This window comes from Lentzea rhizosphaerae, from assembly GCF_042649515.1.
Lineage (GTDB): Bacteria > Actinomycetota > Actinomycetes > Mycobacteriales > Pseudonocardiaceae > Lentzea > Lentzea aerocolonigenes.
Genome location: NZ_JBHRZI010000015.1, coordinates 353,769 through 377,949, shown reverse-complemented (window position 1 = coordinate 377,949; position 24,181 = coordinate 353,769). Strand labels below are relative to the sequence as shown.

Annotated in this window: 22 protein-coding genes, 2 tRNA genes and 1 riboswitch; of the genes, 18 read left to right on the top strand and 6 right to left on the bottom strand. The window is 70.0% G+C overall.

What is annotated here, in order from left to right; genetic code table 11:
• Positions 1-74 precede the first annotated feature (74 nt).
• From ACFOWZ_RS18715 to ACFOWZ_RS18655, 13 genes are all read left to right on the top strand, one after another.
• Positions 75-581, top strand: a complete 507-nt coding sequence (locus tag ACFOWZ_RS18715; protein WP_382374123.1) for a helix-turn-helix domain-containing protein — start codon at positions 75-77, stop codon at positions 579-581.
• A 10-nt stretch (positions 582-591) separates the two neighbouring features.
• The gene (locus tag ACFOWZ_RS18710) at positions 592-1,551 is read left to right on the top strand and encodes a threonine aldolase family protein (protein ID WP_382374121.1); all 960 of its coding nucleotides are present in this window, start codon (positions 592-594) and stop codon (positions 1,549-1,551) included.
• Between the two features lie 136 nt (positions 1,552-1,687).
• Positions 1,688-1,803: riboswitch (cobalamin riboswitch) on the top strand.
• A gap of 35 nt (positions 1,804-1,838) precedes the next feature.
• Positions 1,839-3,743 (top strand): putative cobaltochelatase, encoded by a 1,905-nt coding sequence (locus ACFOWZ_RS18705; protein WP_382374119.1) that lies wholly within the window; start codon positions 1,839-1,841, stop codon positions 3,741-3,743.
• Positions 3,744-3,753: 10 nt separating this feature from the next.
• Positions 3,754-4,368 (top strand): cob(I)yrinic acid a,c-diamide adenosyltransferase, encoded by a 615-nt coding sequence (gene cobO / locus ACFOWZ_RS18700; RefSeq protein ID WP_382374117.1) that lies wholly within the window; start codon positions 3,754-3,756, stop codon positions 4,366-4,368.
• Complete coding sequence (locus ACFOWZ_RS18695; protein WP_382374115.1) at positions 4,365-5,741, top strand: cobyrinate a,c-diamide synthase; 1,377 nt, start codon at positions 4,365-4,367, stop codon at positions 5,739-5,741. Before cobO ends, ACFOWZ_RS18695 begins: the two co-directional genes overlap by 4 nt.
• Positions 5,742-5,771: 30 nt before the next feature.
• Entirely contained in the window at positions 5,772-6,806 is a 1,035-nt protein-coding gene (locus ACFOWZ_RS18690; protein WP_382374113.1) for a cobalt-precorrin-4/precorrin-4 C(11)-methyltransferase, read from the top strand.
• Positions 6,806-7,627, top strand: a complete 822-nt coding sequence (locus ACFOWZ_RS18685) for a hypothetical protein (protein ID WP_382374111.1) — start codon at positions 6,806-6,808, stop codon at positions 7,625-7,627. The genes ACFOWZ_RS18690 and ACFOWZ_RS18685 overlap by 1 nt, the downstream gene beginning before the upstream one ends.
• Positions 7,624-8,880 carry a cobalamin biosynthesis protein gene (locus tag ACFOWZ_RS18680; RefSeq protein ID WP_382374109.1) on the top strand — a complete coding sequence of 419 codons (1,257 nt, stop codon included), beginning with the start codon at positions 7,624-7,626 and terminating at the stop codon, positions 8,878-8,880. Before ACFOWZ_RS18685 ends, ACFOWZ_RS18680 begins: the two co-directional genes overlap by 4 nt.
• A gap of 101 nt (positions 8,881-8,981) precedes the next feature.
• Positions 8,982-10,352: a M36 family metallopeptidase gene (locus ACFOWZ_RS18675; protein ID WP_382374108.1), complete on the top strand. Its 1,371-nt coding sequence runs from the start codon at positions 8,982-8,984 to the stop codon at positions 10,350-10,352.
• 123 nt (positions 10,353-10,475) lie between these two features.
• Positions 10,476-11,249, top strand: coding sequence for a S1 family peptidase (locus tag ACFOWZ_RS18670; protein ID WP_382374107.1), 774 nt, complete (start codon positions 10,476-10,478; stop codon positions 11,247-11,249).
• Between the two features lie 45 nt (positions 11,250-11,294).
• Complete coding sequence (locus ACFOWZ_RS18665; RefSeq protein ID WP_382374105.1) at positions 11,295-12,008, top strand: PIG-L deacetylase family protein; 714 nt, start codon at positions 11,295-11,297, stop codon at positions 12,006-12,008.
• A gap of 51 nt (positions 12,009-12,059) precedes the next feature.
• Entirely contained in the window at positions 12,060-13,268 is a 1,209-nt protein-coding gene (cobA, locus tag ACFOWZ_RS18660; protein WP_382374103.1) for a uroporphyrinogen-III C-methyltransferase, read from the top strand.
• An 82-nt stretch (positions 13,269-13,350) separates the two neighbouring features.
• The gene (locus ACFOWZ_RS18655; RefSeq protein ID WP_382374101.1) at positions 13,351-14,256 is read left to right on the top strand and encodes a ricin-type beta-trefoil lectin domain protein; all 906 of its coding nucleotides are present in this window, start codon (positions 13,351-13,353) and stop codon (positions 14,254-14,256) included.
• Here the strand turns inward: ACFOWZ_RS18655 and ACFOWZ_RS18650 are convergent.
• Positions 14,169-15,395, bottom strand: a complete 1,227-nt coding sequence (locus ACFOWZ_RS18650) for an MFS transporter (RefSeq protein WP_382374099.1) — start codon at positions 15,393-15,395, stop codon at positions 14,169-14,171. The two genes, ACFOWZ_RS18655 and ACFOWZ_RS18650, sit on opposite strands and share 88 nt — an antisense overlap.
• A gap of 48 nt (positions 15,396-15,443) precedes the next feature.
• On the opposite strand from ACFOWZ_RS18650, the gene ACFOWZ_RS18645 reads away from it, so the two are divergent.
• Positions 15,444-15,794 carry a DUF3024 domain-containing protein gene (locus ACFOWZ_RS18645; protein ID WP_382374097.1) on the top strand — a complete coding sequence of 117 codons (351 nt, stop codon included), beginning with the start codon at positions 15,444-15,446 and terminating at the stop codon, positions 15,792-15,794.
• 163 nt (positions 15,795-15,957) lie between these two features.
• Here ACFOWZ_RS18645 and ACFOWZ_RS18640 read toward each other — a convergent pair whose 3' ends face one another.
• From ACFOWZ_RS18640 to yaaA, 3 genes are all read right to left on the bottom strand, one after another.
• Complete coding sequence (locus tag ACFOWZ_RS18640) at positions 15,958-17,496, bottom strand: DEAD/DEAH box helicase (protein ID WP_382374095.1); 1,539 nt, start codon at positions 17,494-17,496, stop codon at positions 15,958-15,960.
• 234 nt (positions 17,497-17,730) lie between these two features.
• Positions 17,731-18,696: a serine protein kinase RIO gene (locus tag ACFOWZ_RS18635; protein ID WP_382374093.1), complete on the bottom strand. Its 966-nt coding sequence runs from the start codon at positions 18,694-18,696 to the stop codon at positions 17,731-17,733.
• 210 nt (positions 18,697-18,906) lie between these two features.
• A complete protein-coding gene (yaaA, locus tag ACFOWZ_RS18630; protein WP_382374091.1) occupies positions 18,907-19,635 on the bottom strand; it encodes a peroxide stress protein YaaA in 729 nt (242 codons plus the stop codon).
• 21 nt (positions 19,636-19,656) lie between these two features.
• Between yaaA and ACFOWZ_RS18625 the strand changes: the two genes are divergently transcribed.
• The 3 genes from ACFOWZ_RS18625 to ACFOWZ_RS18615 all read left to right on the top strand — a co-directional run bounded on the left by ACFOWZ_RS18625 (position 19,657) and on the right by ACFOWZ_RS18615 (position 21,200).
• Positions 19,657-21,033 (top strand): hypothetical protein, encoded by a 1,377-nt coding sequence (locus ACFOWZ_RS18625; protein ID WP_382374089.1) that lies wholly within the window; start codon positions 19,657-19,659, stop codon positions 21,031-21,033.
• A 16-nt stretch (positions 21,034-21,049) separates the two neighbouring features.
• A tRNA-Gln gene (locus ACFOWZ_RS18620) sits at positions 21,050-21,122 on the top strand.
• Positions 21,123-21,128: 6 nt separating this feature from the next.
• Positions 21,129-21,200 (top strand) — tRNA-Glu (locus tag ACFOWZ_RS18615).
• Here the strand turns inward: ACFOWZ_RS18615 and ACFOWZ_RS18610 are convergent.
• Positions 21,200-21,955, bottom strand: a complete 756-nt coding sequence (locus ACFOWZ_RS18610; RefSeq protein ID WP_382374087.1) for an SAM-dependent methyltransferase — start codon at positions 21,953-21,955, stop codon at positions 21,200-21,202. The two genes, ACFOWZ_RS18615 and ACFOWZ_RS18610, sit on opposite strands and share 1 nt — an antisense overlap.
• Positions 21,956-22,041: 86 nt before the next feature.
• Between ACFOWZ_RS18610 and ACFOWZ_RS18605 the strand changes: the two genes are divergently transcribed.
• On the top strand, positions 22,042-23,001 hold the full coding sequence (locus tag ACFOWZ_RS18605) for a GNAT family N-acetyltransferase (RefSeq protein ID WP_382374085.1): 960 nt from the start codon (positions 22,042-22,044) through the stop codon (positions 22,999-23,001).
• Between the two features lie 731 nt (positions 23,002-23,732).
• Here the strand turns inward: ACFOWZ_RS18605 and ACFOWZ_RS18600 are convergent.
• Entirely contained in the window at positions 23,733-24,092 is a 360-nt protein-coding gene (locus tag ACFOWZ_RS18600) for a VOC family protein (RefSeq protein WP_382374083.1), read from the bottom strand.
• Between the last annotated feature and the right edge of the window lie 89 nt (positions 24,093-24,181).

Sequence of the window (24,181 nt, the reverse complement as noted above, 5' to 3'; positions counted from 1 at the left end):
CCCTCGATAAACGGACCGTCGGTCCGCTTGCTACTATACGGACCGCAAGTCCGGTTAAGTCGAGGGAGGCCGTCGTGGAACGTGCGGACGCCGCACGCAACCGGGCCGCGGTGCTGGCCGCGGCGTCCCGGCTGATCGGGGAACGCGGCATCGAGGCCGTGTCGATGGACGATGTCGCGGTCGCTGCGGGCGTCGGCAAGGGCACGGTGTTCCGCCGGTTCGGCGACAAGGCGGGCCTGGTGCGCGCGGTGGTCGACGAGACGGCGGCGTCGTGGATCCAGGTCGCGTCCCTGGAGTGCCGCACCGCGGGCGAGTTCGCCGGCACGTTGTTCGACCACGTGCTGGCGTCGTTGCCGCTGGTCATCGCCGTGGAACGCACGACGACGCGCAGCTGCGAGGGCAGCTTCGCGCTCACCGTGGAGCGCCTGGCCGGCCTGGTCGGCTCGACCTTCAAGGCGCACACGCTGCTCGCGGTGCTGCGCGGCGAGCACATCGCGTTCCTGCTCGACCAGGGCATGACGGCCGACGAGATCAGGGCCGGAGTCATCTCGCTCGCCGACACGCTCGCGGCTGAGGTTTGATGCGGTGGTGATGAACCGACAGCTCTCGGGAGTCCGGAAGAAGTCGCTGCTGGAGATGCTCGGCCCGGTGCCGGACGTCGACCCCGACCGCTACGGCGAAGGCGGCCCGGTGGGCGCGCTGGAGACGCGGGTCGCACAGCTGCTGGGCACCGAGGCCGCACTGTTCGTGCCGACGGGCACCATGGCGCAACAGATCGCCCTGCGCTGCTGGGCCGACCGCACGCACAACCCGATCGTGGCGATGCACCCGTTGGCGCACCCGCTGCACCACGAGGACGACGCCCTGACCGTGCTGTCGGGCCTGCGGCCGATCAAGGTGCGCAACGCCGACGTGGCCACGTGCCCCGAACCGTTCGGGACGCTGCTGCTGGAGGTGCCGGACCGCGAAGCGGGGTTCATCCTCCCGACCTGGGACGAGCTGGTCACCGTCGTCGACGCGGCCCGCGAACGCGACGCGGTCGTGCATCTCGACGGCGCGCGCCTGTGGGAGAGCACCCACGGTCTGGGCAAGCCGCTGGACGAGATCGCGGGCCTGTTCGACTCGGTGTACGTGTCGTTCTACAAGTCCCTGGAGGGCATCTCGGGCGCCGCGCTCGCCGGCACCCAGGACTTCGTCGACCAGGCACGCGTGTGGCGGCACAGGTACGGCGGCATGTTGTTCCAGCAGTGGCCGGCCGCGTTGTCCGCGCTGCACGGCCTGGACACCGTGCTGCCCAGGCTCGGCGAGTACGTCGCGCACGCCAAGGTCGTGGCGGCCGCGATGGGACTTCCGGAGCCGCACACGCACCAGTTCTCGTTGCACCTGCCGGGTGACCCGGCGCGGCTGACCGAGGTGAGCGGGAAGTTCCTCGGGTCGTTCTGGCGGGACGGGACGCTGGCGAAGACGGAGATCACGGTGGCGGAGCCCGCCCTGGAGTGGACCGCGGACGAGGTGCGGGAGTCCTGGGAGAAGTTCCACAGCCTGCTCTGACCCCTGTTGCTCGACGGCACGCGGGGCCCTTTCGTGCGCTTGGAGAGTACGAAAGCTCCCCGCGTACTCCTCGGCGACGGCCGTTCGGGGCGATGTCGCTCACCTGGCTGTTGGTCCCGGGGGTGCGAAATGCGACGATGCCGGGGCTGTGAGGGGAGCGCGAGGAAGCCGGTGCGAATCCGGCGCCGTCCCGCGACTGTGACCGACCGCGTGTCGGGAGTCAGGAACTCGTCCCCCTCTTACCCCACCGACCGCGGGCGTGGACACCCGAGGAAGGACCTTGCTGCATGTTCCCCTTTTCGGCTGTCGTCGGACATGACGACCTCCGGCTCGCCCTGCTGCTGAACGCCGTGCACCCCGGCATCGGCGGTGTTCTCGTCCGCGGCGAGAAGGGGACCGCGAAGTCGACGATCGTGCGCGCCCTCGCCGCGTTGCTGCCGGAGCTGGCCGTGTCGCGTGGCTGCCGCTTCGGGTGCGTGCCGGGCAGCACGGACTGCCCCGACACGCCGCACGACGGCACGGAGACCCGACCGGCCCGGCTCGTCGAACTGCCCGTCGGTGCCACCGAGGACCGGCTGGTCGGCTCGCTGGACCTGGAGAAGGCGCTGACCGAGGGCGTCCGGGCGTTCCAGCCCGGTCTGCTGGCCTCGGCACACCGGGGCGTGCTCTACGTCGACGAGGTCAACCTGCTGCACGACCACCTGGTCGACCTGCTGCTCGACGCCGCCGCGATGGGGCGCGCACACGTCGAACGTGAAGGCGTGTCGGTCTCGCACCCTTCCCAGTTCCTGCTGGTCGGCACCATGAACCCCGAGGAGGGCGAGCTGCGGCCGCAGCTGCTCGACCGGTTCGGGCTGACCGTGGCGGTGAAGGCCGCACGGGACGTGAGCGTGCGCACCGAGGTGATCCGGCGCCGGCTCGCCTACGAGGCCGACCCCGTCACGTTCGCGGCGAAGTGGGAGGCGGAGGACGCGAAGCTCCGGCAGCAGATCGCCGACGCCAAGCGGAAGCTGCCGCAGGTGTCCCTTCCGGACGGTGAGCTGCGCCGGATCGCCGCCGTCTGCGCGGCCTTCGAGGTCGACGGCATGCGCGCTGACCTCGTCGTGGCCCGTGCCGCCACCGCCCACGCGGCGTGGCGCGGCGCCGAGCAGGTCGAGGAGGTCGACGTCGAGACCGCCGTCCGGCTCGCGCTGCCGCACCGGCGCCGCCGCGACCCGTTCGACGAGCCCGGCATCGAGGAGCAGCAGCTCGAGGACGCCATGCGCCAGGCGGCCGAGCACGCGGAAGAACCGGACGACGGCCCCGACGACGACGGTCCCGGTGGCGGCGAGCTGCCCGAGCCGCAGGAAGGTCCGAAGGGCAACGGGAACGCGCCCAACGACCGTCCGGCACCCGAGCCCGCACCTGCGTTCAAGGCACGCCTGCTCGAGGTCCCCGGCGTCGGGGAAGGCGCGCCGGGCAAGCGTTCCAGGGCCCGCGCCCGCACCGGCAGGATCGTCCGTTCGTCCAAAGTGGACGGGAACGGTCTGCACCTCGTCGACACCCTCACCACCGCCGCACCGCACCAGCAGGCGCGCGGCCGCAGCGGCCCCGGGCTCGTGCTCACCGGAACCGACCTGCGCAGGGCGGTCAGGGAGGGCAAGGAGTCGAACCTCGTGCTCTTCGTCGTCGACGCCTCGGGTTCGATGGCGGCACGGCAGCGGATGTCCGCGGTCAGCGGCGCGGTGATCTCCCTGCTGCGCGACGCCTACCAGCGCCGCGACAAGGTCGGCGTGGTGACGTTCCGCGGCAACCAGGCCGAGGTCGCCCTGCCCCCGACCACCTCCGTCGACGCGGCCGCGACCAGGCTCAAGAAGATGCGCACCGGCGGCAGGACCCCGCTCGCGGACGGCCTGCTGAAGGCCCACCGCGTCCTGGAGATCGAACGGCTGCGCGACCCGCGCAAGCGCCCGCTCGTCGTCCTGCTGACCGACGGCCGCGCCACGTCGTCCGGACTCGGCGGCGACCCGACCAAGGACGCGCTCAAGGCCGCCGGACTGCTGGAGCAGACCGCCGTCGTGGTCGTGGACTGCGAACAGGGCCACGTCCGCCTCGGCCTCGCGCAGAAGATCGCCGAAGCGCTGCAGGGCACGTGCGTCAAGCTCGACCAGCTGTCCGCCGACCACCTCGCCGGCGTCGTCCGGGCCGCATAAGGAGAACTCAGTGCCTCAAGGACAACCCACCGAGGTGCCGAAGGACGGCCTGACCACCCGTCAGCGCCGCAACCGGCCGTTGCTGATGCTGCACACCGGTGAGATGAAGGGGAAGTCGACCGCCGCGTTCGGCATGGCGCTGCGCGGCTGGAACCAGGGCTGGGACGTCGGCGTGTTCCAGTTCGTGAAGTCCGCCAAGTGGAGGGTGGGCGAGGAGTCCGCGTTCAAGGCGCTCGGCCGGCTGCACGAGGAGACCGGCGAGGGCGGCGCGGTCGAGTGGCACAAGATGGGCGAGGGCTGGTCCTGGTCCCGCAAGCAGGGCACCGAGGAGGACCACGCCGCCGCGGCGCTCGAGGGCTGGCAGGAGATCGCCCGCCGGCTGCGGGACGAACGCCACGGCTTCTACGTGCTCGACGAGTTCACGTACCCGCTGCACTGGGGCTGGATCGACGTCGACGAGGTGGTGGACGCGCTGGTCAACCGGCCAGGCCATCAGCACGTCGTGATCACCGGGCGGTACGCGCCGCAGAAGTTGGTCGACGCCGCCGACCTCGTGGTGGAGATGACCAAGGTCAAGCACCCGATGGACGCCGGGCAGAAGGGCCAGCGGGGGATCGAGTGGTGAACAGACTGGTCGTCGCCGCCCCCGCCTCGGGCAGCGGCAAGACCACCGTCGCCACGGGCCTGATGGCCGCGTTGCGCCGCGCCGGATCCAGGGTCGCCCCCTTCAAGGTCGGCCCCGACTACATCGACCCCGGCTACCACTCCCTGGCCACGCGGCGGCCGGGCCGCAACCTCGACCCCGTGCTGGTCGGCGAGCACCGCATCCCCGGACTGTTCGCGCACGGCTCCAAGGGCTGCGACATCGCCGTCGTCGAGGGCGTGATGGGCCTGTTCGACGGCCGCGTCGACACCGCGGGTGTCGGCTCGACCGCGCACGTCGCCAAGCTGATCAACGCCCCAGTGCTGTTCGTCGTGGACGCGCGGGGGCAGAGCCGGTCGCTCGCCGCGCTGCTGCACGGGTTCCGCGGCTACGACCCCACGGTCCGGCTCGGCGGCGTGATCCTCAACCAGGTCGGTTCGGAACGCCACGAGCAGGTCCTGCGCTCGGCCTGCGACGAGGTCGGGCTCGACGTCCTCGGCGTGTTGCCGAGGGATCCTCAGTTCTCCTTGCCCTCACGGCACTTGGGGCTCGTGACGGCGGCGGAGCACGGGGCGGAGGCCGTCGCCGCGGTCGACGCGATCGCCGCCGCGGTGGCCAAGCACGTCGACCTGGACGCCGTGCGCAGGCTCGCCCGTTCCGTGCCCGCGATGGCGGTCGCCGCGTGGGAACCGCAGGTCGAACCCGTTGCGCACGAACCCGTGATTGCTGTGGCGGGCGGGGCGGCGTTCACGTTCGGGTACGCCGAGCACGTCGAGGTGCTGAAGGCGGCGGGCGCGGAGGTCGCCGTCGTCGATCCGCTCAACGACGAAGATCTTCCGGAAGGCACGGCTGGACTTGTCCTTCCTGGCGGATTTCCCGAGCAGCACGCGGAAGCGTTGTCGGCCAACGCGAAGTTGCGCGACGCGGTGGCCCGGTTCGCTCGATCGGGTGCGCCGGTGCACGCCGAGTGCGGTGGGTTGCTGTACCTCGCCAGGTCGCTCGACGGGCACCCGATGTGCGGCGTGCTCGACGCCGACGGGTTCATGACGCCGAAGCTGACCTTGGGTTACCGGGACGCGGTGGCGTCGGCGGGCTCGCCGCTGCACCTGCCCGGCAGCCGCGTGACCGGCCACGAGTTCCACCGGACTCAGCTGTCCACACCGCACTCGGACCCTCCCGCGTGGCACTGGCGCGGCGTCGACTCACGACCTGTCGCCGAGGGTTTCGTCGCCGGTGGCGTGCACGCGTCGTACCTCCACACGCACCCGGCAGGTGATCCGGAAGCCGTAGCCCGTTTCGTGCGCGCCTGCCACCCGTTCGTGGCCGGAGCGGCAGGCGGTACGGTCTTCGCTTAAGCCTCTCGCCGAAACCCCTGTGGAGCTGTCGTGACGACGACCGGTCGGGTCTCCTTCGTCGGCGCCGGTCCCGGTGCCGCCGACCTCATCACCCTCCGCGGCGCGCGCCGCATCGCGGAAGCCGACGTGGTCGTCTGGGCCCCCAGCGCGGTGGACGCCGAGTGCGTCCGCGAGCACGCCCGTGCCGACGCCGAGCTGGTCGACTTCTCCCGCGTGACGCAGGAGGAGATCACGGACCTGTACCGCCGTGCCGCCGCGTCACGTCTGACGGTCGTCCGGCTGCACGCGGGTGACGCCGCGACCGGTGGTGGCGTGCAGGAGCAGCACGACCTGTGCCTGCGTCTCGGCCTCGAGGTCGAGGTCGTGCCCGGTGTGTCCGTCGTGGCCGCCGCTGCCGCCAAGATCGGCCGCGAGATCACGCTCACCGAGGCGTCGTCGACCGTGCTGATCTCGCCGGAGAGCAGCGAGCTCGTGCAGGAGTTCGCCGCGCTGCAGACCACGATGGCCGCCACGGTCTCGGGCGCGCGCACCGGCCAGTTCGTCGAGAAGCTGCTCCAGGGCGGCTACTCCGAGACCACGCCGGTCGTCGTCGCGTACAAGGTGAGCCAGACCGACGAACTGGTCGTGCACACCACGATCGGCGAGCTGGAAGCCGTGGTGAAGAAGCACAAGCTGTACCGCCCGACGTTGTTCCTGGTCGGTTCCGCGGTGAAGGCCCCGACCCGCCGCGTCTCGACCTCGGCCACCACCTCGGTGGACGAGCCGATCCGCGCCGCCCGCCCGACCCGCTGGTCGCGCCGCGCCGCCTCGCGCATCTCCACGCGCGTCGACGAGCCCGTCCCCGCTGCCCCGGTTCCCGCCGCGGCTCCCGCCGAGCCGAACCCGGCCTGGACCGCGGTCGAGGGAATACAGCAGTCCGTGCGCAAGCCCGCCGAGGAGCCCGCGCCGAAGCCGAAGCTGACGGTGGTGGCGGCGGAGAAGCCGAAGCCGCCGACGGTGCGCGCCTCGACGGCCACGCCGAAGAAGAAGCCCGCCGCCCGTAAGCCCAAGCGCACCAACAGCTGATGACGGTGGAGAAGCTGCTGGAGGCAGCGGGCCGGCCCGTCGAGATCGTCGACGCGGCGGACGGCCTGCGCCCCGCGCTGAACGTGTGCCGCGCGCAGTCCGCCGTGATCGTCAAGCTGGCCGAGGGCATCGGTCCCGCCGAGATCGGCGCGGGTCTCGCGGGCTGGCGCCGCACGCTCACGGTGGCGGACTCCGGCGAGCTGTCCACTGTGGACCCGAAAGACGCGGTGACCCGTCGCTGGACCGCGCCCGAAGCCGTGTTGTGCCTGGCGGACAACGAGTTCCTCCGGTCGAACGACGGCTGGGCGCTGCCGGACGAGTCGTTCGCGAGCCGTTCGCACGTGCTCGGCGCCGAGGTCCGCGCGTTCGTGCTGGCACGGCTCGCCCCACGTCCCGGCGTGCTGGTGTGGGACGTGCTGGCCGGTTCCGGTGCGGTGGGCGTGGAGTGCGCACGGCTGGGTGCCGCGGTGATCGCGGTCGAGCCCGATCCGGTGCAGTGCGTGCGGATCATCGCGAACGCGTCCGCGCACGGCGTCGACGTCCGGGTCGAGGAAGCCGAGCTGGACACGTCGTCGTTGCCACGCCCGGACGCGGTGTTCGTGGGCCGTGGTGAGATCGGCGCGGTCAAGGCGTGTGCGGCCGTGTCCGCGCGGCGCGTCGTGGTCGCGACCGAGAGTGTGGACGAGATCGTGCCCGCACGGGACGCGTTGCTGGCAGCCGGGTACGAGGTCGAAGGTGTGCACTGGACCGCTTCCCGTTTGCTCGACTCGGGTTTCGCGCCCGCGGTGCCCGTGACCGTGTTGTGGGGTAGCAAGAAGTGATCGGTGTGTTCGCGGGTCCGGCGCAACGTGGCGACGGGGCCGACCTCGCCGGCCTCCTCGGGTCCGACGCGGTCGTTCCGGACGGCCCGGTGAAGTCCGCGGTGCAGCAGCTGTGGTCGCGGCTCGGTGCGGTGGTCCTGTTCCTGGACGCGGGTTCCGCGGTCCGGCTGATCGCGCCCCTGTTGCGGGACAGGCGATCCGACCCCGCTGTGGTCTGCGTGGACAAGCACTTCGTCGTGGCGCTGGCCGGTGACGCGGACGCGTTCGCCCGGCACGTCGCCGATCTGCTGAACCGCACGGCCGTCGTGACGGGTGGTCCGTCGATCGACTCGGTGCTGGACGAGCTCGTCGAGCAGCTCGACGCCACCGCGGACGGCGACGTCGAGGCCTGCGCCGCCGCCATCGAGGCGGGCGAGAAGGTCGTGCTGCGCAACCCGTTGAACTTCCCGCTGCCCGCGCTGCCGCCCAACGTCGTCGGCGCGGGCGAGGACGCGACGTGGCTGATCGTCGTCGACGACCGCGCGGCCGCCACCAAGGACAACGTGCTGCGGATCGTGCCCCGCACGCTCGTCGTCGGTGTCGGTTCCACGCGCGGTGCGTCGGCCACGAGCGTCGGTGCCGCGCTGGCGGAGCTGGACGCGCAGGGCGGCCTGGATCTGCGCGCCATCAAGGCGTTCGCGACGGCGGACGCGAAGGCCGACGAGCCCGGGATCGTGGATGCCGTGGAGGACTGGGGTTTCTGGCACGGTGACACCGCCGAGCTGCTGACGTTCCCGACCGAGGAGCTCGCGGAGATCGGCGTGCCGAACCCGAGTTCGGTGGTGCGCAACTCGATGGGCACCGCGAGTGTCGCGGAGGCTGCGGCGTTGCGCGGTGCGCAGACGCTCGGGCACGGCGGACAGGTCGAGCTGGCGGCCGAGAAGTTCAAGCGGGACAACGTGACCGTGGCCGCGGCACGGGTGCTGCCGCGCGGGCGGCTCGCGCTGGTCGGACTCGGTCCGGGCGCGGCGGAGGAGCGCACACCCCGTGCGGAGGCGGAGATCCGGCGCGCGGCGTTCGTGGTCGGCACACCGGAGGCGATCGACGCCGTCGGACCGCTGCTGCGTTCCGGCACGGAGGTCCGTCACGAGGGTGCGTGCGATTTGGCCGCGCGCGGTGCGGCTGTCGCGTTCGTCGCTTTCGGAACCGGACCAACGCTGGACAATCCGGTCGAAGCCGACGTAATTGTTGTTCCCGGTGTATGGGAACACTGACGGTTTTCCTCCTTTCGTAGGGTCTCTGTCGAAGATTTCTTGATTAGCGTCCCCGCGCACACGGCCCACCCTGCCTCGGGCCCGAAGCACTGGAGACCGACATGAGATCGCGTCGTCTCGTCGCTGTCGCCTGCACTGCCGGTGTGGCGCTGTCCCTGCTGGCGATCAACGCCCAGGCCGCGGCTGGGAAAGAAGGTCTGCGCCTGCTGACCGTCAAGGACTCGCTGACCGCCACGCACACCTGGTACGAGCAGACCTACGACGGAAAACCCGTGCTGGGTGCCTACTACGTCGAGCACGTCGACAAGGCGACCGGCGTGAAGACCGTGGACGACGGCCGGGTCGCGGTCGGCACGGTCGACGTCACGCCGGCTGTCACCGCGGAGGACGCCAAGACCAAGTCCGCCGGTGTGCCGGAAGGGGCGAACCTCAAGGTGCTGCCCGGCACCGGCCTGGTCTACGAGGTGATCTCCGACAACGGCAAGGGATCCGAGCGCACGCTGGTGCACGCGGAAACCGGCGCGGTGGTTCGCTCCGAGAGCCTGGTCAAGCACGCGGACGGCACCGGCAAGGTGTTCAGCCCGAACCCCGTGTCGTCGCAGCAGAACCAGAACCTGGTCGATGCGAACGACGCCGACTCGGCCGTGCCCGCTGCCGCGTACCAGTCGGTGACGCTGTCCGATCTGGACGGTTCCGGCTACCTCAAGGGCAAGTACGCGGCGTTGACCGGCACCAAGAGCAAGCTCGCGTACAGCGCGAACAACCAGTTCGACTACACGCGCAACAACGACTTCTTCGAGCAGGTCAACGCCTACTGGGGTGTGACGGAGGCGCAGAAGTACATCCAGGGCCTCGGCTTCACCAACATCAACAACGAGGCCCAGAAGATCACCACGATCGGCCTGAAGGCCGACAACTCGTTCTACGACCCGTCGAAGGACCAGATCACGTTCGGCAGCGGTGGCGTCGACGACGCCGAGGACGTCGAGGTGGTGTGGCACGAGCTCGGCCACGCGATCCAGGACGCCCAGGTGCCGGGCTTCGGTTCCTCCACGGAGGCGGGCTCGATCGGTGAGGGCTTCGGCGACTGGTGGGCGTTGATCATGTCCTCCCGCGACGCGCAGGACACGGCCACCGTCCCGCTGGCGTGCATCATGGACTGGGACGCGACGTACTACACCACCACGACGCCGCATTGCCTGCGCCGCACCGACACCGAGCTGAAGTACGCCGACCGCAACAACGAGGTGCACCACGACGGCCAGATCTGGTCGCGCGCTCTGTGGGACGTCTACAAGACGTTCGGTCGCGACAAGTCGGCGAAGATCGTGCTGGAGGCGCAGTTCTCGTACTCGCCCTCGACGACGTTCTCCGCTGCTGCCAAGGCGACCGTCGCCGCGGCCAAGAAGCTCTACGGTGACGCGGACGCCGCCACCGTGCAGGCCGCTTTCACCGCGCGCGGCATCTCGTAGTCAACTGTCAAACCGCCCGTAACGACTTGTGGCGGTTGTGCGTTTGATTCCAGGCCCGTGACGCTGTGTGTGCCGCCGCTTGACACCCTGCACACACAGCGTCATCCGGGAAGGACTGGCTACATGGCGAAAACCCTGCATCGCCTGATCGTGTCCGTCGTGGTGTCCGCTCTCGCGAGCATCTTCTTCATCGCACCGGCCGCCAACGCCGACGTCTCGCCGATGATCGTCGGCGGCACGCGGGCGAGCACGTCGACCTACCCGTGGGTCGTGTACCTGGCCACCACCACTGGTTCCCAGTTCTGCGGTGGAACGCTGACGAAGGCCAACAAGGTCGTCACCGCCGCACACTGCGTGAAGGGTCGCACGCCGGCCAGCACGCGGGTCGTGCACGGGCGTGACGACAAGCAGAGCACCGCGGGCACGGTCGCGAACGTGACCAAGATCTGGGTGCACCCCAGCTACACCACCGCGACCGCCGGCTACGACGTCGCCGTGCTGACGCTGGACCGCAACATCAACTCGGCGACCCTGCCGCTCGCCACGCCGTCCGACACCGCCCTGTACACGGCGGGCAACTCGGCGCTGATCCTCGGCTGGGGCACCACGTCCTCCGGCGGTTCCGCCTCGCGGTACCTGCTCAAGGCCAACGTGCCGCTGACCTCGGACTCCACCTGCAAGACCGCGTACTCGCAGTACAGCAACACGTCCATGGTGTGCGCGGGCTACCCGCAGGGCGGCACCGACACCTGCCAGGGCGACTCCGGTGGCCCGCTGGTGTTCGGCGGCAAGCTCATCGGTGACACGTCCTGGGGCCGCGGTTGTGCCGCAGCGGGCTACCCCGGCGTGTACGGCCGCATCGCGCCTTACTACTCGGTGATCACCGCTCAGCTGTAAACGGCTCACTTGCCATGCCCGCAGGATCACGCGCATCCTGCGGGCATGGCTGATCTTGAAGCGATGCCAGAGGACTGGTCGAGCGCGCTGGTCGTCGTCGCACACCCCGATGACATGGAGTACGGCGGTGCGGGCGCTATCGCGCGTTGGACCGCTCAAGGCAAGAAGATCGCGTACCTGCTGGCGTGCCGTGGTGAAGCCGGCATCGACACGATGAACCCAGCGGAATGCGGCCCGTTGCGGGTCAACGAGCAGATCGCCTCCTGCGCGGCCGTCGGCGTGAACGTGGTCGAGTTCCTGGACCACCCGGACGGCCTCATCGAGTACGGCGTGCCGTTGCGGCGCGACATCGCGGCCGCGATCCGCCGTCACAAGCCGGAGGTCGTGATCACCGGCAACTTCCGCGAGACCTGGCCGGGCGGCGGGTTGAACATGGCGGACCACATCGCAGTCGGTCGCGCGACCGTCGACGCGGTGCGGGACGCGGGCAACCGGTGGATCTTCCAGGAACTGCGACTCGAACCGTGGAACGGCGTCAAGTACGTGGCGGCGGCGTCCTCGCCGTTGGCCACGCACGCCGTGGACATCACCGACTCGTTCGACGCTTCGGTCGAGTCGCTACGCGCGCACAAGGCGTATCTGGCTGCGCTGAGCGGGGACATGGCCGAGCCCGAGCCGTTCCTGCGGGGCGTGGCGGAGGCGGTGGGACAGCGGTTCGGAGGCGTTCTGGCGACCTCTTTCGAGCTGCTTCAGCTGTGACCATGTTCCCTTCGGCTGGACACGACGTGTCGGGTGTGGATGCTTCTACGCATGCCCTTTGAACAGCACTACCTGGCCGGCCTCGACCTGAGGGGCCGGCGCGTCCTCGTGGTCGGCGGAGGCACGGTCGCGCAGCGCCGCCTACCTCGCCTGATCGCGTCCGGCGCCGCCGTCGAGCTCGTGTCGCCGTCCGTCACACCCGCCGTGCAGGGCATGGTCGACGCGGGGGAGCTGACGTGGCACCAGCGGCGGTTCGAGCCGGGTGACGTCGAGGGCGCGTGGTACGTGGTGGCGTGTACGTCCAACGTCGAGGTGAACACACAAATCGGCGAAGAGGCGCTGTCGCACCGTGTGTTCTGCGTGCGCGCGGACATCGCCGTCGAGGGCACGGCCGTGACACCGGCCACCGGTATGCACGACGGCATGCTGATCGGCGTGCTGGCAGGCGGCGAGCACCGCCGTTCGGCCTCCGTGCGCGACGGCCTCGTGGCGGCGTTGCGCGACGGCCGCATCGCGGACCAGGCCGCACCGCCCGTCGGCGTGGCGCTGGTCGGCGGCGGCCCCGGCGACCCCGAGCTGATCACCGTGCAGGGCAAGCGTTTGCTGGCCCACGCCGACGTGGTCGTCGCCGACCGCCTGGCCCCGCGCGAGCTGCTGGAGGAACTGCCCGCGCACGTCGAGGTCGTGGACGCGGCGAAGATCCCTTACGGCCGTGCGGCAACGCAGGAGTTCATCAACCAGACGCTGATCGACCGCGCCAAGGAGGGCAAGTTCGTCGTCCGGCTGAAGGGCGGCGACCCGTACGTCTTCGGCCGCGGCTTCGAGGAGCTGCTGGCGTGCGCGGAGGCGGGCATCCCCGTGACCGTCGTGCCGGGCGTGACGTCCGCGTTCGGTGTGCCCGCATTGGCCGGTGTGCCGGTCACGCACCGAGGAGTGGCACACGAGGTGGTCGTCGTTTCCGGACACGTTGCACCGGACGACCCGCGCTCTCTCGTGGACTGGCCAGCGATCGCACGCCTCCGTGGCACCGTCGTGCTGATGATGGCCGTAGAACGCGCCGGTGCGTTCGCCACGGCGCTGATGGAAGGCCGCCCGGGCTCGACCCCCGTTGCCGTCGTCCAGGAGGGCAGCACGGCAGCCCAGCGCGTCCTGCGCTCCACTTTGGACTCCCTGGCGGCCGACATGGAGGCACAGGCGATTCGTCCGCCGGCGATCATCGTGGTCGGCCCGGTAGCCGACATTGCTTCAGCAAATAGTTAGATAAGTTTCTTTACAAAATCCGCTCGACCGGTGGACCCTGCTTTCACGCCGCCGAAGTCCACCGGTTCTTGCGGAGGCACGCATGAAACGCGCCCTGTCTTTGGCGGCAGGCATCTTGCTGGCGATGTCCGGTTTGGCGGTTTCATCCCCGGCGAACGCAGCGTCCCAACAGGTCTTCTGGACCTTCTACGGCTGGTACGACAACACGCCGCCCGGTGGTGACATCGCCTACCCGCAGATCCACGACAAAGCCGGCGGCAAGGGCACCTGGTCGGACCCGATCACGTTCGCGACGTCCAGCAAGGAAGCCAAGCCGGGCACGCGCATCTATTTCCCGCGCGTGAAGAAGTACTTCATCATGGAGGACTCCTGCTCCTCCTGCGAGCAGGACTGGAACGGCAACGGCCCCAACGGCGGCCCCAAGCTGTGGCACTTCGACGCCTGGGTGGGTGGCAAGGGCGCCAACGCCATGAACGTCATCGACTGCGAAGACGCGCTGACGAACTACCACGACAACGGCAAGCCGGTGATGGAGGAGACCATCCTCAACCCGCCGTCGAACCTGGCCGTGGACCCGACGCCGATCTTCAACACGCAGACCGGCGAGTGCTACGGCGGCGCGAAACCCAAGACCACCAACGGCGAGTACAAGAACGTCTCCACCGGCAAGTGCCTGCAGGGCGGCGCCTCCGGAACCCAGCTGACCACCGCCACGTGCAACGGCTCGGCGCCGCAGCAGTTCAAGTTCCACGGCGCGTTCATGGAACAGGGCTCGCCGCAGCTGTGCACGACGCTGTCCTCGGGCAAGGTGCTGCTGAAGAAGTGCGACGGCGGGCCGAACCAGCAGTGGTCCATCAACCCGAACAAGACGATCTCGGACATGCAGTACAACACGAAGTGCTACCGGGACGCGTCCGGGAAGGTGACGGCCGCGTCGTGCTCGGGTGACGCTGCCAAGTGGACGTTCAAGGCGGCAGCCGAGAAGTGAGCTCGTAACGGCTTGAGGCAGATCAACCCGACCGTGGTTCGCAGTGCGACAGCGACGAACCACGGTGCCAACAGTCCGAAGTAGTCGGCTGTGAGCCCTCCCAGCAGCGCGCCGATCGGTTGAACACCCCAGGTGATCAGGGTTTGCGCGCTGCTGACGCGGCCGAGGAGTTCGGTCGGCACAGCGCGCTGCCGCAGAGTCGCCGTGGCAACGCCCCACACCGCCGTGCAGAACGAGCTCACCACGGCGAACACCGCGACCGTGGGCAGATCGTGTGCCACGGTGGCAATCCCCAGCCACATCAAGGGAATCAGCACCACGGTCACGGTCACGGTGTTCCGATACCGGAGCAGCCGTTCCGCGAGCACCCCGCCCGCGACGCCTCCACAGGCGAGCGTGGCGAGGAACGCGCCGAACCCCGCGTTCGTCAGCCCGAGCCGGTGCTGTGCGAACAACACCAGGGTCGCCATGGTCATCGCGATGCACAGGTTCGTCGTCGCGGACACCACCGTGACCGTCCTCAGCGCCTTGTGCTTCACCAACCACCGCAAGCCCTCGGCAACTTTCGGCCTCACTTGCGGGCGTTCTTTCCGTTGTGTTCGCATGCATGTGACAAGCAGTGCCGCGATGGCGAACGTCAGAGCGTTGACCCAGAACGGCGCCGGCACCGCGACCGCGAACAACAACCCACCCAGCGGCGGTCCCGCGAACTGCAACGCCACCGCCTGCGACGCGAACAACCGCCCGTTCGCCCGCTCCAGCAGATGGTTGTCCACTGTGGCCTTGATGAGCGGCTGCCCGACCGCTCTCGGCACGTTCTCCGCGGTGCCGATCAGGAACGCCATGCCGTAGAGGAACGCGATGTGCGCGCTGTGGAAGGTGGCCAGCAGAGCCATGAGCGCGCACTGGACCCACAAGGCGGTGAGAAGGAGGCGCCGGCCGTCGTACCGATCCGCCGCCGCCCCGGCCGGGAGTGCGGCCAGCAGCCAGGGGAGCGCGCCGAAGAAGCTGACGCCGGCGATCAGCTTCGGGTCCTGGGTGAGGTGCGCGGCGAGCAGGGGGAGTGCGGCCAGGAAGATTCCGTCGCCCACCGCCGAGATCGCGCTGCCGCCCCACAGCAGGTACCAGTTCCGCCCCATGCGGCACCCTACCGGCGCTCCCGCGGGTGACCTGGGACCATCAAGGGCATGCCTGTTCCAGAGACGCATCTCCGCCGGATCATGCGCTGGTGTGCGGCCAAGGTTCTGGTGCGCAATACTTACCGGCCCTATTACCAGATTCGGTTCGAGCACGCCGTGCGCGGGTCGAACGTGACGATCTTCGAACTCACAGCGCCGTGGGGGGAGGGGCTCGAACCCGTTTGGACCCGGCGCAAGTGGGCCCAGCTGCGCTACGACGGATCGTTGTGGCGGTTGTACTGGTGGTGCCGCAGCCGCCGGTGGCGCCTGGACACGTGGGGGACTCCCAGCGCCGCGATGTCACCGGGTCCGCTGCTGGAACTGCTCGACGATCCCTACTTCCCGACCTGGGCGTACTAGCGCCTGTATTGAACCAGAGCAACTCAGACATACCGGACATGTTTTTTGGCGCGAAAAGCACGTTCGGGCCATCTATCGGCCCGAACGTGCTTTTCGCGCCAAACAGCAGGCGCTAGAAGGCCGCCTCCCCGCAGCGGGGAGGCGGCCTCAGCCGTCGATCAGATCAGTGCTGCGGTGCCCGGCGCGGACGGCCGGTGCGCTCGGTCCGGCCGAAACTGCGACCGCCCTCGGAGCGCTCCGAGCGACGCGGACCGCCGCGGAACTCGCCGCCCTCGGAGCGACGGCCCGAGCCGCCGCGGTACTCGCCGCGGCCGCCACCGGTGGCGGGGGCGCCGAAGCGACGCCCACCGTTGCCGCCGCGACGGGCCGGCTTCTCGCGTTCCACGATCGGCTCGCCGCTCGGGATGCGGGCGCCGGTGATGCGGATCAGGTCGTCGTCGCCGGGGCGCACCTTCGTGCTCTCCGGACGGATGCCCGCGCGGGCCGCCATGCCCTGGACCGCCCGGCGCTGGTCGTGCGTCACCAGCGTGACGACCGTGCCGGACTGACCTGCGCGGGCCGTGCGGCCTGCGCGGTGCAGGTAGTCCTTCGGGTCGGCCGGCGGGTCGACGTGGACGACCAGTGACACGTCGTCGACGTGGATGCCGCGGGCCGCCACGTCCGTCGCGATCAGTACGGGCGTGGTGCCCTCGCGGAACTCGCCGAGCACCCGCGTGCGGGCGCTCTGGGCCTTGCCGCCGTGCAGCGCGCCGGCGTGGACGCCGACCGAGCGCAGCTTCTTGGCCAGGCGGTCGACGTGGTGCTTGGTGCGCACGAACATGATCGTGCGGCCCTCGCGTGCGGCCACCTCGGTCACCACGTTCTGCTTGTCCTCAGCGGACACGAACAGCAGGTGGTGATCCATCGTCGTGACGCTCGCGGTGGGCGGGGCCACCGAGTGCGTCACCGGGTTGTGCAGGTACTGGCGGACCAGCTTGTCCACGTCGCCGTCGAGCGTCGCGGAGAACAGCAGGCGCTGCCCGTCCTGCGGGGTCAGGTCGAGGATCGCGCGGACCTGGGGCATGAAGCCCATGTCCGCCATCTGGTCGGCCTCGTCCAGCGCGGTGATCTCGACCTGGGACAGGTCGCAGGTGCCCTGGCGGACGTGGTCGGACAGACGGCCCGGCGTGGCGATCAGCAGGTCGACGCCGCGGCGCAGGTGATCGATCTGGCGCGGGAACGACGTGCCGCCGACGACGACGCGGCACCACAGGCCCAGCGCGCGGGCGTGCGGCATGAGCGCCGTCTCCACCTGCATCGCGAGCTCACGGGTCGGGACGAGGATCAGGCCGCGCGGCTTGTGCGGCGCGGAGCGCCCGCCCGCGAGGCGGGTCAGCATCGCGAGGCCGAACGCGAGCGTCTTGCCGGAGCCGGTCTGGCCGCGGCCGAGGATGTCACGGCCCGACATCGAGTCGGGCAGGGTGGCCGCCTGGATGGGGAACGGCTCGGTGATCTCGTTGGCGGCGAGCGAACGGATCAAAGCGTCGGAAAGGCCGATCTCGGCGAACGAGGGCAGCGGGCCTTCCGGCAGCGTGCTCTCGAAGTGCTCGGCGACGATCGGTTCCTCGACCCGCTGCTGCGGACGCGAGGAGTTGCCCTGGCGACCCGAGCGGCGCCGCGGTGACCTGCGGCTTTGTGCGCGCTCGGAACGGCCTTCGGACATGGATGGCAAAACAAACCTCCGGGACATGGCACGTCTCGAGGCTGCCCCGCGCGCTACCGCGGTGCCGATCACAAGGACGGGCCCGGCGTGATGGTCACGCCGCTGATGAGTGGGTGGAAACACCGGTCAACGGCTGTCAGGCCTTCATCGGTGCACAGCACAGTCTAGCTGATCATTGAGGGTGCGCCGCGCGCCCGGCAGTGTCGTTGGACACGGCCGGACGCGCAACGTGGGTCATCCCATACCGGCCACGTCCAGCAGCGTTGCCACCAGCGCGGACGGGTCGCCGATCTCCGGCGGGAGGCCGCGCGAGGCGAACCACCCGCTGATGTTGCGGACGTCGCGGTCGAGGAACTCCGCACCGCGCGGGTTCCTGACCAGGTCGACCACCTGCGGCAGGTCGATCATGATCAGCCTGCCTTCGTGGACCATGAGGTTGTACGCGGACAGGTCGCCGTGGGTGAGGCCCGCCTCCGCGAGCGTCATCAACGTGCTGACCAGCTGACGCCACAGGTCGAGCAGCTCGTCCTCGTCCGGACGGGTCTGCGCGAGCCGTGGTGCCGCGTTGCCCTCGTCGTCACCGATGAACTCCAGCAGCAGCTCGGTGCCGCTGCGCTGCACCGGGTACGGCACGGGTGCGCCGATCTGCCACAGTCCGGACAGTGCGGCGAACTCCGCGACCGCCCACTGCTCCGCGATCAGGTTGCGCCCGAACGCGGTGCGGTTCGCGATGGCCCGCGTTTCGCGGGACTTCTTCATCCGGCGACCTTCCAGATATCCCGCGTCGCGGTGGAACATCCGGTGGTCGTTGCTGCGGTAGCGCTTGGCGGCGAGCAGGCACGCCTTCTCGCCGATCGCTCGTTCCAGCAGGAAGACGTCCGCTTCCTTGCCGGTCTTCACGATGCCCAGCTCGCGGTCGACCGCGGCGAGTTCGGTGATGAGCCAGCCCGGATGCGGCTTGGGGCCCTGCTCGGCGTCGCCCCACGTGGACCAGCGATCGCCGTCCTGCGGGGTGTCCGCCGTGCTGAGCTGGTCCTCGCGCAGTCGGGCGACTCGCAGCTTCTCTGCTTCCGTCATTCGGCCGCGACGCGTCGGTTCCGCGTCGTCGGCGGTGCGCTTGGCGCGCTTTCCCTTGCGCCGCATGGTGTCGGCGTCGTCAAAGGATGATTCGAAACGCTCGAAAAGATCGTGCTCGCGCACGGTGGGGTCTCCCAAAAGGTGAAGGTGACCGCCCCACTGGCGCTCTGCGATCAAACGGTGCTGATCAGGCGCGAAGGGCGGCTGGACGGGTCGCGAACGCGGTGCCACGTCCAAAGACAGGCTCTGACATCACGCACCTCCTCGATCCAGCTCCGATGTCACGCTTCGAGGCAGAAGACTGCCGTGCGGCCCCCACCGGCCGCAACCGAATTAATCGGTGATCAGGTCCGCGGTCTTGTCGCCCGTCGGAACGATCTTGAGCCCGCCCTTCTGCGCGAGCTTGACCAGGCCTTTCAGGTCGGTCGGCTCCGTCTTGGCGCTCGCGATGGCGCGGGCCAGCAGACCCTTGTGCGCCTTGTTGAAGTGGCTGACGACCTTGCCCTCGCTGGTGACCACCCGCACGACGACGGCGTGCGGCACCTTCGCGAGGCTTGAGTACGCGCCGGAGCGCAGGTCGACGATGAACTCGTCGGCGTCTTTGAGGACCGGTTCCAACGCCGGCTTCCACAGCGTGCGCAGGCTGCCGTGGGACGGGAGCGTGCTGCCGCCCGACAGCCGGTACGCGGGCACCGGATCGCCACCGCGGATAGCCCCGAACAGCGCCGACGCGACCGCCAGCCGCTCGAAGGCTCGCTCTTTCTCGGCCTTCTTGAGCGACGGGAAGTCGAGGTTGTCGTAGAGCACGCCGGTGTAGCGCAGCAGCGCGGGCGTCGTCTCGGACGTGCGCAACGCCGCGTTGCGGTGCACCTCGTCGACCTGGCGCTCGGAGATCTCCAGCGCCTTCAGACTCGCCGGGACGTCCTTCGCGAGATCGGCCAGTGCGGACACCAGCTTGTCGCGCACCGGGTTCAGCTCGGGGAACGACAGCGCGTCGAGGTCGAGCGGCGCGCCCTCGCCGCCGATCGCCTTGGTCTCCGACGGGGGAAGCAGCACCAGCACGGTTGGAAAGGGTAGGGCAACGTGCGAAAACCGCTGGACCTGCGTGGTGCTCTGGAAGGCGTGGACGCACTGGACCGCCTGTACGACTCGCTGGACGCACGGCTGCGCCCGGAGGACGTGGTCACGCTCGTGCTGGAGGCGCTGCCGTCGCTGACACGCCGGGAGCGTGCGGTGCTGCGCGACGTGGCGGAGCACACGCGGCGTTGGCACGGCTTCTCCGGGATGAGCATCGACTACGCCCGCCCGGTCGGTGCCGCGCGCCAGATCGCCGCCACCCGGTTCGTGTTCGGAGTGGACGGCGGCACCGTCGACGCTGACGACCCGATCTCGGTGCTGGAGTTCGCGGCGCTCGTCGGCTCCGAGATCAACTGGGACCCTGCGCACACCGACTTCCTCACCGACCGGCTGAACCGCGAGGACCGTGCCGCCGCGGGCATCGAACTGTCCAAGCGCAAGTACAACCGGCGGTTCCGCATGTTGCGCCGCCTCGCCGCGAAGGCCGCGCGGCTGGAGCGCGCGCGGAAGATGCGCGGCCTGACGGTGCTGGCGGCGGCCGGGTTCGTCGGCGCGATCGACCGCGACCGGTTCCGCGCCGACCCGGACTCGGCCTGCTTCATCGCCTACTTCACGGCACGGCGCAAGCTGCGCCGCGAGTTCTCGCTCGCGGGCCGGGAGAACCCGTTCGACCAGGTCGCCGAGGTGTTGTTCGCGCGCTGCGAGGCCCGTGACGAGACCGACTGGGAGATGATCGCGCTGGCCTGCCCGACCTGGCAGGTGCTGCGCCGGCTGCGGGCCGAGCAGCTCGGCGAGCTGCTCGGCCGGTGGTCGGCGGCGACCAGGTCGGTGGCGGAGCTGCTGGCCTCGGAGTGGCGGTCGTCCGAGATCGACAAGGCGACCATGATCGTGCGTCGCGGCGTGGACTCGTCGAGCTGGAACGCCCTGGCCGGCGCCTACAACGCCGCACGCACCGGCTGGATCGCCTGCCTGCACGCGTCCGGGCTGACGTCGCTGGTCGAGGACGCGTGGCCGGGCAAGGTCATGCGCGTGATGGCCGCCGACCTCGCCGCCTGGCACCAGACGTCCGGAGGCGGCCTGCACCCGGACACCTCGGTGTGGTCGCGCCTGCCGCTGCCGTGGGACGTGCTCGACGGCACGGCAGCCTGCTCCCGTGCCGACGTGGAAGCTGCCTGCCGCGAGCACCGCGTGGACCCCGAGCGTTCCGGATGGACAGCACCGCGAACGCACACGGCGATCGCGCGCTTCCGGCCGACCCCGGAGCTCGTGCACGGCGTCGCGGTGTCCGACCCGTTGTGGGCCATGGCGTTGCGTCGCGCGCGGGTGTTCAGCGGCAAGCCGTTGAACACCGGGGTATTCGGTGGACAGGACGCGCTCGACTGAGCAGGCTGTACCGCGTTCGGCTGTAGTTCAGCGGTAGAACACCCGGCTCTGGGGCCGGGCGGACGCCGGTTCGAGCCCGGCCGGCCGAACGCGTGGAACGCGTAGCTCAGTGGTGGAGCGCCCGGCTCTCACCCGGGAGGACGCCGGTTCGAGCCCGGTCGTGTTCTCACGGTGCCTGCAACGTCAGGTAAGCCAGGCCGAGCGTGCCGCGCCAGCCGCGCAGGCGGAAGGTGCGGTGCGTGTCGGCCTTCGCACGGATCTCCTCGGCGTGCGGGGAGTCCGGGTTGTCCCGCAACCAGCGTTCCCACGCGAGCCCGTGCCCGTTCTCGAACACGTCCCACTCGTCGAGGCTCGCCTGCTCCACCGCGAGCAACCGGTACCCGTGAGCGTGCGCGAGGTCGACCAGGTCGGCCAGGGAGCCGTACTGGTCGCGCGGGATCGGCATCGCGGCGAGCTGCGCCTCGGTCGGCTCGCGTTCCCAGAAACCCTCGCCCAGCAACAGCTTCCCGCCCGCGCGCAACAGCCCTTTCGCCGCCGTGAGCGCGTTCGCCGTGTGCTGCAACGGATCTCCGCCCCACACCTGGCTGGCACCGTTGACGATCACGGCGTCGACCGGCCGTTCGGACTGCCACTGAGCGACGTCGGCCACCTCGAGGCTGACGCGGGACGCAAGGCCTCGTTTCTCGGCGCTGGCCTGGCCGTGGGCGATGGCCGCCTCGTCCAGGTCGACGCCGGTGCCGGTGGCGGTGGGCGCGGTTTCCAGCACTCGCAGCAGGAACTCCGCCCAGCCGCAGCCGACGTCGAGCACGTGCGCGCCGTCGAGCGGGAGCAGACCGCGGATCAGGCGTGCGGCCCGTTCCTCGGACAGCGGCCCGTGGAAGGTGAGGTCCTCGTGCAGCGGTGCGATCTCTGGTGTCGTCATCGCCCGCAGGATGGCGTTGATCGCCTGGTCCGGGCAACGCGTTATTCAGTTGTTGGGGTCATCACCTCCCCGTAGCGTCAGTTGGCGTGGAACTCGTGTGGCGTCCGCTCACGACAGCGGACATTCCTGCGGTTGCCGCGCTGTACAACGCGGCCGAGGCGATCGACGACACCGGCGAACTGCTGTCCGAAGAGGACTTCGCCGAGTCGTTCGCCGAGGCGGACCTGCCCAGGGGATCGCTGGCCGTGCTCGTGGACGACGAGCTCGCGGCGTACGGCCTGGTCGTGCTGCGCGACAACCCGGCAGGCACCCACCGCGTCCGCCTGGACGGCGCGGTGCACCCGAAGTTCCGCCGCAACGGCATCGGCCGCCAGCTGCTGGCCAGCCTGGTCGCCTCGTCCCGAGAACTGCACTCCGAGCGCCACCCGACTATGCCGCTCACCGTGAGCACCATGGTCGAGAGCCGCTCGGCAGGGCACGTGGCACTGGCCGAGGAAGCAGGGTTCACCGCACAACGCCACTTCTACGAGCTGGAGGTGGCACTGGGCGAGTCACTCGCCCAGGTCCCGATCCCGCCCGGCTACGAGATCGTGCCGTTCTCCCCGGACCGCGACGAAGAGGTCCGCCAGGTGACCAACTCGACCTTCGCCGAGCACTGGGGTTCGGTCGAGCGCAGCCCCGAGGAATGGGCGTCGTCGTTCACCAACAGCAAGAGGTTCGTGAAGGAGACCTCCTTCCTGGCGCTCGCACAGGGCGCCGTGGTCGGGTTCGTGCTCGCGCGGCACTACCCGGTCGTCGAGGAGATGACCGGCGTCCGCGAGCTGTGGATCGGGGACGTCGGCACCCTCGCGGAACACCGCGGGCGCGGGGTCGCCTCCGCCCTGCTGAGCTGGACGCTGGCTCAGGGCAGGGCGCAGGGGTACCAGCGAGCCGGGCTGTCCGTGGACACGGCCAACTCGACCGGTGCGCTGGGTGTGTACGAGCGTGCCGGGTTCGGGGTGGCGCGGACGTGGATCGACTTCGGGTTGCCGGTCTTGTTGGGGTAGTGGGGTTTTCGGCTGGCCTTCGACGTGGTCGGTGGGGTGTGTGGGTGCTGGGTTCGTGTCTCCTCACGTCAGGGGAAGCGCGGCTCTGGGACCCCGACGCGCCCTGTCTGAGCGGCCGGGTGCCAGGTGAACGTCCGTGGTGACGGCACTGGTCGAGCGCGTTGGGTGTGCGCGGACGCGGCTGACTTCGGCCGAGTCCGGGTCGCCGGTCGTGTTGGGGCAGTGGGTTTTCGTCGGCTCACCGTGGTCGCCAGAGTGCCTCGGTGCCGGGCCCACGTCTCCTCACGCCAGCGGAGGACGCGGGACCGCGTTGCACCCGACTCGACCCGCGCGGTCGGTGGTGCAGGAGCGCGCTGCAGTCGGGCTGAGCAGTTCGGCCTTCAGCAGGTCGTGGGGCGGCCAGCAGGGTGGCTTCGGTGCCGGGCCCGTTTCCTCACGCCAAAGGCGGACACGGGGGCGGCACGGCAGTGCACCATCTGATCGGCGGGGCATCGGGTGAAGGCGGTGACGGCACTGTTCTTGGACGCCGCCAACTCGACCCGTGCGCTCGGCCTGCACGAGCGCACCGCGGTCGAGGTGGCACGAACCCGGATCGACTCGGGCTTCCGATCGAGCTGAGCAGCGAGGTCTCACCAGACTCCGCGGCGGCCAGCAGGGTGCCTCGGGCCCGCGCCTCCCCACGCCAGAGGAGGACGCGGACACCACGAACACCCGGCTGACCGGCCGAGAGGCTAGAGCTCCTCGCCCGCCTGGCCGACGCAGAACTCGTTGCCCTCCGGGTCGGCCAGCACCGACCACACCAGGCCGGGGATGCTGTGCACCGCGACCTCGGTGGCGCCGAGGCCCACCAGCCGGGCCACCTCGGCCTTGCGGTCGGGCACGTGCGAGTCGAAGTGCATTCTGTTCTTGCCCGGCGTGGGGTCCGGCACCTGCTGGATGCCCAGGGCGGGGCCGTGTTCGGTGTTCGGCGCCAGGACGATGAACTCGCCCCAGTCGTTCTGAACGGTGGTGTTCAGGGCGGCCGTCCAGAACTCCGCGAGCTTGCGGGCGTCGCCGGTGTCGATGGTGATCATTTCGATGGTCAGGGACATGGGAGGGACGCTACTCAGGGGGTCTGACAGTTTTGGTTCTTGCAGGTCAGATGCGGTGAAACCTGCCGCCGCGATTCCATGAGCAGGGC

What these genes read in the sequence shown, in the direction of transcription:
- ACFOWZ_RS18710 (WP_382374121.1), top strand. Translation starts at nt 592, where the DNA reads ATGAACCGACAGCTCTCGGGAGTCCGGAAGAAGTCGCTGCTGGAGATG.
- ACFOWZ_RS18705 (WP_382374119.1), top strand. Translation starts at nt 1,839, where the DNA reads ATGTTCCCCTTTTCGGCTGTCGTCGGACATGACGACCTCCGGCTCGCC.
- ACFOWZ_RS18685 (WP_382374111.1), top strand. Translation starts at nt 6,806, where the DNA reads ATGACGGTGGAGAAGCTGCTGGAGGCAGCGGGCCGGCCCGTCGAGATC.
- ACFOWZ_RS18675 (WP_382374108.1), top strand. Translation starts at nt 8,982, where the DNA reads ATGAGATCGCGTCGTCTCGTCGCTGTCGCCTGCACTGCCGGTGTGGCG.
- ACFOWZ_RS18670 (WP_382374107.1), top strand. Translation starts at nt 10,476, where the DNA reads ATGGCGAAAACCCTGCATCGCCTGATCGTGTCCGTCGTGGTGTCCGCT.
- ACFOWZ_RS18665 (WP_382374105.1), top strand. Translation starts at nt 11,295, where the DNA reads ATGGCTGATCTTGAAGCGATGCCAGAGGACTGGTCGAGCGCGCTGGTC.
- cobA (WP_382374103.1), top strand. Translation starts at nt 12,060, where the DNA reads ATGCCCTTTGAACAGCACTACCTGGCCGGCCTCGACCTGAGGGGCCGG.
- ACFOWZ_RS18655 (WP_382374101.1), top strand. Translation starts at nt 13,351, where the DNA reads ATGAAACGCGCCCTGTCTTTGGCGGCAGGCATCTTGCTGGCGATGTCC.
- ACFOWZ_RS18650 (WP_382374099.1), bottom strand. Translation starts at nt 15,395, where the DNA reads ATGGGGCGGAACTGGTACCTGCTGTGGGGCGGCAGCGCGATCTCGGCG.
- ACFOWZ_RS18645 (WP_382374097.1), top strand. Translation starts at nt 15,444, where the DNA reads ATGCCTGTTCCAGAGACGCATCTCCGCCGGATCATGCGCTGGTGTGCG.
- ACFOWZ_RS18640 (WP_382374095.1), bottom strand. Translation starts at nt 17,496, where the DNA reads ATGTCCGAAGGCCGTTCCGAGCGCGCACAAAGCCGCAGGTCACCGCGG.
- ACFOWZ_RS18610 (WP_382374087.1), bottom strand. Translation starts at nt 21,955, where the DNA reads ATGACGACACCAGAGATCGCACCGCTGCACGAGGACCTCACCTTCCAC.
- ACFOWZ_RS18600 (WP_382374083.1), bottom strand. Translation starts at nt 24,092, where the DNA reads ATGTCCCTGACCATCGAAATGATCACCATCGACACCGGCGACGCCCGC.